Here is a 577-nt window from a genome sequence, read left to right on the forward strand (position 1 = left end):
TCTGCAGAATCTCCGCCTGCTTGGTGATCGACAGATCGTGCTCACGGTCGATCATCGCTTTGCGCTCAGCAATCCCGTCTTGGTGAGCGCTTCTTAAAAACTAGGCGCGGCGCTGCGCGCCCGCCGCCGTCAGCAGGAGGATTGGAGATGAACCCCAAAAGATCGAAGTCGAGGAGCGATGGTAACATGCCGATGGTGCACCCGAACGCGGCTGCCATCGACGTCGGAGCGACTATGCACATGGCTGCCGTCAGGGCCGATCGCGCACCCGAGCCGGTCCGCAGCTTCGGTACCTTCACGGCCGATCTGCATCGGCTGGTCGACTGGTTTACCGAATGCGGCGTCGAGACCGTCGTCATGGAATCGACCAGCGTCTACTGGATTCCGATTTTCGAGCTTCTCGATGCCCGGGGATTTACTGTGTTTCTTGTCAACGCGCGCGATGCCAAGCACGTACCGGGGCGCAAGACCGATGTCAGCGATGCGCAATGGCTGCAGCGGCTCCATTCATTCGGGTTGCTGCGGGCCAGCTTTCGGCCCAAAGGGCAGATTGCCGAGCTGCGAGCCTACGTGCGTC

Annotated in this window: 1 protein-coding gene; it reads left to right on the forward strand. The window is 61.0% G+C overall.

The window, feature by feature from the left end; genetic code table 11:
* Positions 1 to 147: 147 nt before the first annotated feature.
* Positions 148 to 577: IS110 family transposase (locus AC0L3A_RS40880; RefSeq protein ID WP_473256601.1), on the forward strand; the 430-nt coding region annotated here is incomplete at its 3' end.

This window comes from Bradyrhizobium sp. MI1.3, from assembly GCF_055811695.1.